General features: G+C 75.3%; 9 protein-coding genes. 5 read left to right on the top strand and 4 right to left on the bottom strand.

The features are described from left to right. Nucleotides 1-656: MerR family transcriptional regulator (locus Q6969_RS11035; protein ID WP_317230481.1), on the top strand; the 656-nt coding region annotated here is incomplete at its 5' end. A 305-nt stretch (nucleotides 657-961) separates the two neighbouring features. Further along, nucleotides 962-2,863 (top strand): ABC transporter ATP-binding protein, encoded by a 1,902-nt coding sequence (locus Q6969_RS11030; protein ID WP_317230480.1) that lies wholly within the window; start codon nucleotides 962-964, stop codon nucleotides 2,861-2,863. 13 nt (nucleotides 2,864-2,876) lie between these two features. Here the strand turns inward: Q6969_RS11030 and Q6969_RS11025 are convergent, their stop codons facing one another. Continuing rightward, on the bottom strand, nucleotides 2,877-3,878 hold the full coding sequence (locus Q6969_RS11025; RefSeq protein WP_317230479.1) for an adenosine deaminase: 1,002 nt from the start codon (nucleotides 3,876-3,878) through the stop codon (nucleotides 2,877-2,879). Nucleotides 3,879-3,917: 39 nt separating this feature from the next. Between Q6969_RS11025 and Q6969_RS11020 the strand changes: the two genes are divergently transcribed. Together Q6969_RS11020 and Q6969_RS11015 are read left to right on the top strand one after the other, a co-directional pair. After that, nucleotides 3,918-4,181: a hypothetical protein gene (locus tag Q6969_RS11020; RefSeq protein WP_317230478.1), complete on the top strand. Its 264-nt coding sequence runs from the start codon at nucleotides 3,918-3,920 to the stop codon at nucleotides 4,179-4,181. 50 nt (nucleotides 4,182-4,231) lie between these two features. Further along, nucleotides 4,232-4,675: a VOC family protein gene (locus Q6969_RS11015; RefSeq protein ID WP_317230477.1), complete on the top strand. Its 444-nt coding sequence runs from the start codon at nucleotides 4,232-4,234 to the stop codon at nucleotides 4,673-4,675. Between the two features lie 38 nt (nucleotides 4,676-4,713). Here the strand turns inward: Q6969_RS11015 and Q6969_RS11010 are convergent, their stop codons facing one another. After that, complete coding sequence (locus Q6969_RS11010) at nucleotides 4,714-5,937, bottom strand: MFS transporter (protein WP_317230476.1); 1,224 nt, start codon at nucleotides 5,935-5,937, stop codon at nucleotides 4,714-4,716. Nucleotides 5,938-6,110: 173 nt separating this feature from the next. Here Q6969_RS11010 and Q6969_RS11005 point away from each other — a divergent pair, with 173 nt between their 5' ends. Beyond that, on the top strand, nucleotides 6,111-6,551 hold the full coding sequence (locus Q6969_RS11005; RefSeq protein ID WP_317230475.1) for a VOC family protein: 441 nt from the start codon (nucleotides 6,111-6,113) through the stop codon (nucleotides 6,549-6,551). 19 nt (nucleotides 6,552-6,570) lie between these two features. Here Q6969_RS11005 and Q6969_RS11000 read toward each other — a convergent pair whose 3' ends face one another. Together Q6969_RS11000 and Q6969_RS10995 are read right to left on the bottom strand one after the other, a co-directional pair. Further along, nucleotides 6,571-6,933, bottom strand: coding sequence for a transcriptional regulator (locus tag Q6969_RS11000; RefSeq protein WP_317230474.1), 363 nt, complete (start codon nucleotides 6,931-6,933; stop codon nucleotides 6,571-6,573). Continuing rightward, on the bottom strand, nucleotides 6,926-7,510 hold the full coding sequence (locus tag Q6969_RS10995; protein WP_317230473.1) for a hypothetical protein: 585 nt from the start codon (nucleotides 7,508-7,510) through the stop codon (nucleotides 6,926-6,928). Before Q6969_RS10995 ends, Q6969_RS11000 begins: the two co-directional genes overlap by 8 nt. Nucleotides 7,511-7,668 lie beyond the last annotated feature (158 nt).

Raw genomic sequence — 7,668 nt, 5'->3', positions numbered from 1 at the left:
GCGGCGCGGGCGGAGCCGACGGGATCGCCGACGTCCTCGCGCGGCTGGAGGACGCCCTCGCCGCGCAGGAGGCCGAGCTGCAGCGGCAGCGGGCCCGGGTGCAGCGCATGCGGACCCTCGGCGACCGGCTGGGACTGCTCGACGGCCTGGTCTCCGGCCGCCTCGAGGGCGCACCCGCGGGCTCGCTCCGGCAGGACGACCTGGACGTCCTGCTGGTCACCGAGCGGATCTTCGGTCCGCTCGGCGCCGCCGTGCAGGCCGGCCGCTTCCTCGCCCTGGCCGCCGACCCGGCGCTGCGCGCGGAGTCCGACCGGGTCGACGCCGCCGAGGAGGCCCTGGACGACGCGGTCGCCGTCGACGACCCCCGCGTGGCGCAGGTGGCGGCCGAGCGGCACGCCTTCGAGACCGCGCTGATGCGCGTCATCGAGGAGTCCGGCCAGCCGGAGGAGGACGACGCCCTCTTCGCGGCGTGGGACGCGGCGCACCCGCCCGAGGAGGAGGCCCCGGCGTCCCGCCCCCGGTCGACGGACGGCGCGCGCGCCCGGAGCGCGGCGGACGTCATCCGGAGCATGCCCTACGACCTCTCCCCGGCCCGCGTGCGCTGCATGGAGCTCGCCCTGCGCCTCGGCACGGAGGCCGCCGCGCCGACGACCTAGGCGGTCCCCGCCTGCGCTGCGCCACCGTGCCGCCGTGCCGCCCGGAGCGCGTGGTGCGCGCGCTCCCGGGCATCCGCTGAGGGACCGCCGGGACGGATGCGCCGCGATCCGTGGCGCATGATGGACATGCCGGTGCCGGCAGGTGCACCTCCACGCGCGCCGCGCCTGCGAGCCCGGACAGGACGTCGCGGGCGTCGCCGGCCGAGCCCCTTCCCGGGCCCGTCTCCCGGCTCGCCGCCGACGGGAGGATCCCGGGCCCGGGATCCGCCACGCAGACCGGGCGCATGCCCACGTGAGGAACCGCGATGAGCATGGAAGGCGCGGCCTGGAGCTCGCTCTACAAGATCTCGAGCACGCAGGGCGGCAAGCACAGCATCTCCCGCGCGTCGGTGCGGCGGATCCTGACCTTCGCCGTGCCCTACCGGACCCAGCTCCTGGTGTTCATCTCGCTGTCCGTCGTCGGCGCGTTCCTCGCGGTCGCGACGCCCGTGCTCGCCGGCCAGGTGGTCGACGTCATCGTCGCGCGGGGCGAGGTCGCGACGATCGTCCGGCTGGCCGTCGTCATCGCCCTCGTGGCCGTCGCCGACGCCGCCGTGTCGCTCGTGACGCGCTGGTACTCATCGCGCATCGGGGAGGGCGTGATCCTCGACCTCCGCACCGCGGTCTTCGACCACGTGCAGCGGATGCCGATCGCGTTCTTCACCCGGACGCGGACGGGCGCCCTCGTGAGCCGCCTCAACAACGACGTGATCGGCGCCCAGCAGGCCTTCAGCGGCACGCTGTCCGGCGTGGTCACGAACCTCGTCGCGCTGATCCTCACCCTCGTCGTCATGCTGAGCACGTCCTGGCTCGTGACGGTCCTCGCGGTGGTCATGCTCCCCGTGTTCCTCATCCCCGCCCGGCGCATGGGCGGCCGGCTCGCCGCCCTCCGGCGCGAGGCCGCCGACCACAACTCCGCCATGAGCACCCAGATGACCGAGCGGTTCTCGGCGCCCGGCGCCACGCTCGTCAAGCTGTTCGGCCGGCCCGACGAGGAGTCCGAGGAGTTCCGCGTGCGCGCCGCCCGCGTCCGCGACATCGGGGTGCGGAGCACGATGCTGCAGTTCGTCTTCTTCACCGCGCTGATGCTCGTCTCCGCCCTCGCGCTCGCCCTGGTCTACGGGCTCGGCGGCTTCCTCGCGCTCGCCGGCCAGCTGGACACGGGCGAGGTGGTCACCCTGGCGCTCCTCCTCACGCGCCTCTACGCGCCGCTGACGAGCCTCGCGAACGCGCGGGTCGAGATCATGAGCGCGGTGGTCAGCTTCGAGCGCGTCTTCGAGGTGCTGGACCTCGAGCCGCTCATCCAGGAGGCGCCGGACGCCGTCGAGGTCCCGGCGGGCCCGGTGGCCGTGGAGTTCGACGACGTGCGCTTCGCCTACCCCTCCGCGGACAAGGTGTCGCTCGCCTCCCTCGAGGAGGTCGCCACGCTGGACACCCGGGGCGGCGAGGAGGTGCTGCACGGCGTCTCGTTCCGCATCGAGCCGGGGCAGACCGTCGCCCTCGTCGGCACCTCCGGTGCCGGGAAGTCCACGATCGCGCAGCTCCTCTCGCGCCTGTACGACGTGGACAGCGGTGCCGTGCGCCTCGCGGGGACGGACGTGCGGGACGTCACCTCCGCGTCCATGCGGGGCACCCTCGGCATGGTGACGCAGGACGGCCACCTGTTCCACGAGACGATCCTGTCCAACCTGCGCCTCGCGCGGCCGGAGGCGACCGACGACGAGGTGTGGGACGCCGTCCGCCGCGCGCGGCTCGAGCCGCTCGTCCGGTCCCTGCCGGACCAGCTGGACACCATGGTGGGCGAGCGCGGCTACCGGCTCTCCGGGGGCGAGCGCCAGCGGATGACCATCGCGCGGCTGCTGCTCGCGCAGCCGCGCGTCGTCATCCTCGACGAGGCGACGGCGGCGCTCGACTCGACGTCGGAGGCCGCCGTGCAGGCGGCGCTCAGCGAGGCGCTCGAGGGACGGACGGCGATGGTGATCGCCCACCGCCTCTCCACCATCCGCAGCGCGGACCTGATCCTCGTGGTCGAGGACGGCGCGATCGTCGAGCGCGGCACGCACGACGAGCTCCTGGCCGCGGGCGGCCGCTACGAGGAGCTGCACCGCACCCAGTTCGCGGTGCGGGAGGCGGTCGCGCCGGACGAGCAGGCGCGCAGCGGGGCCTAGGCGCGATCGCGGATCAGAGGGCGGTGGCGCGCCAGGCGTCGACCGCGGCGAGCAGCTCGGCCCGGCGGTCCTCCGGCAGGAACGACGCCTCGAAGGAGTTGCGGGCCAGCAGGGCGATCCGGTCGTCGTCGAACGCGTGCGCCGCGCGCAGCTGGCGGAGGTTCTCGCCGAGGTAGCCGCCGAAGTACGCCGGGTCGTCGCTGTTGACGGTCGCGATCACGCCGCGTTCGAGGAGCTCCGGCAGGGCGTGCTCGTCGAGGGTCCCGACCACGCCGAGCCGCACGTTGGAGAGCGGGCAGACCGTGAGCGGGATCCGCTCGGCGACCAGCCGGTCCACGAGCGCGGGGTCCTCGAGGCAGCGCACCCCGTGGTCCACCCGCTCCACGTGCAGCAGGTCGAGCGCCTCGTGGACGTACGACGGCGGGCCCTCCTCGCCGGCGTGCGCCACGGCGTGGAGGCCGAGCTCCCGGGCGCGCGCGAACACGTCGACGAACAGGGACGGCGGGTAGCCGACCTCGGCGGAGTCGAGGCCGACGGCGAGGAGGTCGTGCGCGCGGTGCGCGACGGACTCGAGGGTCGCCATCGCCTCCGCCACCGGCCGGTCGCGGAGGAAGCTGAGGATGAGGCCGCCCGAGAGGCCGTGGCGCACCTGCGCGTCGCGGAGCGCGTCGAGGAGGCCGTCGATCACGTCGCCGATCGGGACGCCCCGCATCGTGTGCGCCTGCGGGTCGAACGACATCTCCACGTGGCGGACGCCGTCCGCGGCCGCCCGCTCCAGGTACGCGGCCGCGAGGTCGTGGAAGTCGCGGCGCGTCCGGAGCACGGCGGTGCACGCGTAGTAGAGGTCGAGGAACGACTGCAGGTCGGTGAACGCGTAGCGGGAGCGGAGGTCCTCGATGCCCGCGTACGGCAGCTCCACGCCGTTGCGCTCGGCCAGCTCGAACGCCAGCTCGGGCTCGAGCGTCCCCTCGACGTGCAGGTGCAGCTCGGCGGTGGGCGGGTTCGTGGCGATCATCCGTCCACGCTAACGGGAGCCCGCTCGTAGGCTCGTCGGGTGGAGGCGTTCGAGGTCCGGGTGCGCGGGGAGCGCTGGCGGATCGCCGAGCGCGCGCCGGCGGGGGCGACGCCGGCCTACGACCTCACCTGGCTGAGCGGGCCGGGCGGCGGTGAGTACGGGTTCACCGTCGGGGGTGGGCGGCTCACGCGCGAGCAGCTGGTCGCGGAGGCGACCGCGTTCGTGGACGGCTTCTCCGAGCCCGGCGGGATCGGCGAGGACTTCCCGGGCTTCGTCCCCGTCCGCTGCCGCGACGCGGGGTGAGGGCGCGGCGGGACCGCCGCGACGCACGGGCCGTCTGCGAGCATGGCCGCATGGATGCCCACGCCGAGCCCGACCTGGTCCCCGAGCTGCTGGTCACCGACCTCGCCGCGAGCCTCGCCTTCTGGCGCGACCTCTGCGGCTTCGCCGTGGTCTACGACCGGCCGGCCGAGGGCTTCGCGTACATCGCCCGCGGCGGCGCGCACCTCATGCTCGAGCAGTCCGGCATCATCCGGAACTGGGTGACGGGGCCGCTGGAGCGGCCGTACGGGCGCGGGATCAACCTCCAGGTCGCCGTCGAGGACGCCGACGTCGTCGCGGCGGCGCTCACCGCGGCGGGTGTCGCGCTCTACCTGGAGCCGGAGACGACCTGGTACCGGATCGGCGAGGAGGAGGCCGGCGTCCGCCAGCTCCTCGTGCAGGATCCCGACGGCTACCTGGTGCGCTTCCAGTCGTCGATCGGGCAGCGACCGGCGCAGGATCCTCCCGTCGACTGACGCGGTCACGGTCACCGTCGCGGCGCCGGCCGCGCGGCCTACGCCGCGCCCTCCTGCGCGGGACCGCGGCCGACCGCCTGCACGACGGCCGCGCCGACCAGCACGAGCAGCACCACCGCTGCCGAGGCCGCGTACACCCCGCGATACGGCGCGGGGAGGCCGCCGAGCCCGGCGATGAGCAGCCCGGCCAGGACGGATCCGACCCGCCGCGTGTTCGTGAACAGGCCGGACGCGAGGCCGGGGTTCGCGAAGGCGTCCTGGAACACGGTCAGGCCGACGCCGGCCACCGATGCGAAGAACCACGCGTTGAGCGGCTGGAGGGCGAGCAGCTGCCACGGCTCTCGGGCGGCCGCGGCGAGCCCGTAGTACAGGATCCCGCAGGCCCAGCCCGTGCCGAGCAGGAGACGGGTCGACGTCCCCTCGTGCAGCCGCCCCATGACGAGCAGCGCGGGGATCTCCACGAGCGCCGCGGCGCCCAGCACGATGCCGGCCCAGGCGATCGGCGCGTCCAGGTCGTCGGCGACGAACAGGGCCAGCACGGTGACGGTCGCGCTGTTCGTGGCCTGCAGCAGGGTGAACGCCGTCACGACCCGCCACCTGGACCAGCCGCGCAGCTGCGCGAGGAGCGACGGCCGGACCGCGGCCGGGTCGCGCGCGGGCACCGGCCCGCGGCGGCGGAGGAGGAGCAGCGCGGTGACGACGTTGACGCCGCTGATCCCGAGGAGGAGCAGGAGGGCCGACGGCGTCCCGGCCGCGCCGGTCACGAGCGTCGCGAGCGGCGGCCCGACCACCCAGGCGGACGAGACGATCGCGCGCGTGCGGATGATCCGGGCGGGCGGCGCCCCCTCGTGGCGCAGCTGCGCGAACAGGAGGGTCGAGCCGACGCCGGGCGGCCCGCCGAGGACGACGAGGGCGATCACGGCGACGGGCAGCGCCGTCGTCACCGAGAGGACGACCACCAGGGCGACCCCCGTGATCGCGCAGACAACGAGGGGGCGCAGGTAGTCGCCGCGGCGGTCCGCGAGGGTCGGGATCAGCAGCGACGCCACGAAGCCGCCCGCGTTGTAGACGCCCAGGACGACGCCCACCTGCGCGGGGCTGGCGCCGTAGAGGGAGACGAGGAGCACGGCGAGGAGCGGATTGAGGACGGCGAACTGCAGCGCCCAGGACCATGCGGCCGTCGGCCACAGGAGCCGCCCCGGGTCCGGGTGCCGCGGGTGCCGGGGATCCGCGTCCGAGCCGCTCCCGCCCGCCGTCACCATGACGCCACTCAAGCGGGTTCCGGGCGGGGGCGCCAGTGCCGCCTCCCGGGCCGCCGCGCCCGCGGTGCACCCGGCCGCCCGCGCGGTGATCCGCGAGGTCGCGCGCTTCCCGGCGCGACGAGCCGGTCGTAGGCTCCGGACCAGGCGGCCGCGACCGCCCGGAGGAGGCGACGATGACGCGCACGGTGCGGTTCGACCACGTGGGGATCACGGTCCGGGACCTCGAGGGGGCGATCGCCTTCTTCGTGTCGCTCGGCCTGGAGGTCGAGGGGCGCACGGTGGTGGAGGGCGGCTTCATCGACACGGTGACGGGCATCCCGGATGCCCGGTCCGAGATCGCGATGCTGCGGACGCCCGAGGGCGGCACCGCGGTGGAGCTGTCCTCGTTCGCACGGCCCGAGGCGGTGCCCGGGTCGCCGCGCGCGCTCGCGAACGAGCTCGGGATCCGCAGCGTGGCCTTCGAGGTCGACGGGCTGGCGGCGCGCGTCGCGGCGCTCGCCGCGGACGGCTACGGGCTGATCGGCGGGATCGGCGAGCACGAGGGCGTCTGGCGGATGGCCTACGTGCGCGGCCCCGAGGGCATCACGGTGGCGCTCGCGGAGCGCATCGGCTGAGGGCGGCGCGCGGAGCGGCTCACGCGTCGCCGCCCGCGAGCGGGCGGCCGCCGTCGAGCCGGGCGACGATGGCGCGGAGCGCGTCCGCCTCGATGCGCAGGGCGTCGGCGCCGCGCGAGGTGAGGGCGACCCAGGCCTTGCTGCGGCGGCCGTCGTAGCCGCGGCGCGTGGTCACGTAGCCGGCGCTCGACAGGACCTCGAGGTGCCGCCCCAGGTTCCCGTCGGTGAGGTCGAGCGCGCTCTTGAGGAATCGGAAGTCGGCCTCGCCGGCCTCCAGCAGCACGGTCAGGATCCCGAGGCGGGTGCGCTGGTGCACGGCGTCGTCCAGCGATCGGAAGGCGGCCGCGTGGTCGGACGCCTCCGCGGGGACGGGGTCAGGCACGCGGCGCCCGCGTGATCCGGTCCTCCCGGCGCCAGGCGAGGAGCCCCATGCCGAGCACCGCGAACCCGATGATCAGGAGCACGACGTCGTCCGCCGACGCGCGGATGAGCGGGTCGCCGGTGACGAACCGGCCGTAGGGCGCGATGGCGTCCTCGAGGAGCGGACGGCTGAGGGGGATGGCGACGACCGCGACGACGGCGCCGGTGATCCACTGCCGACGGTCCTCCAGGCGCCACCCGACCGCGAACAGCAGCACGCCGAGGAGGAACGCGGGTCCGAGCAGGAACGGGACGATGAGGAGGGTCGCCGCGGCGCACGCGACGAGCACCACGACGCCGATGCGCTCCCTGCCCATGCCGAGGCCCTGGCGGGCGGAGACGACCCGCAGGGCCAGCCAGAGGGCGACCGCCGCGAGGACCGTGACCACGGATCCGGACACCGGGCCGGCGACGGGCAGCGCGCTGCCGACGAGGAGCGCGACCAGCGCCACGGCCGAGCCGACGACGATGAGGGGGATCGAGGACACGCGCCGCAGGGCGTGCACGCGCGCGTGGAGGTCGATCGTGCGCGTCGTCATGGTGCTCCTCCCTGTGTCGCTCTGTGGTGCAGAGCCTCTCACTCTGCGATGCAGAGCGCAATGGGGGAGGGCGGTCGAGGGCCGTGACCGCGGCGCGCGGCTCGCGGCCGCAGGGACGCGCGGAGGCGGCGCGCCGGCTAGGGCGCGGGCTCGCCCGC

Source organism: Clavibacter sp. MX14-G9D, from assembly GCF_032917815.1.
GTDB lineage: Bacteria > Actinomycetota > Actinomycetes > Actinomycetales > Microbacteriaceae > Clavibacter > Clavibacter michiganensis_K.
This window is presented reverse-complemented; position numbering and strand designations above follow the sequence as displayed.

Coding starts and splice junctions, on each gene's coding strand:
- Q6969_RS11030 (WP_317230480.1), top strand. CDS start 962: ATGAGCATGGAAGGCGCGGCCTGGAGCTCGCTCTACAAGATCTCGAGC.
- Q6969_RS11025 (WP_317230479.1), bottom strand. CDS start 3,878: ATGATCGCCACGAACCCGCCCACCGCCGAGCTGCACCTGCACGTCGAG.
- Q6969_RS11015 (WP_317230477.1), top strand. CDS start 4,232: ATGGATGCCCACGCCGAGCCCGACCTGGTCCCCGAGCTGCTGGTCACC.
- Q6969_RS11010 (WP_317230476.1), bottom strand. CDS start 5,937: ATGGTGACGGCGGGCGGGAGCGGCTCGGACGCGGATCCCCGGCACCCG.
- Q6969_RS11005 (WP_317230475.1), top strand. CDS start 6,111: ATGACGCGCACGGTGCGGTTCGACCACGTGGGGATCACGGTCCGGGAC.
- Q6969_RS10995 (WP_317230473.1), bottom strand. CDS start 7,510: ATGACGACGCGCACGATCGACCTCCACGCGCGCGTGCACGCCCTGCGG.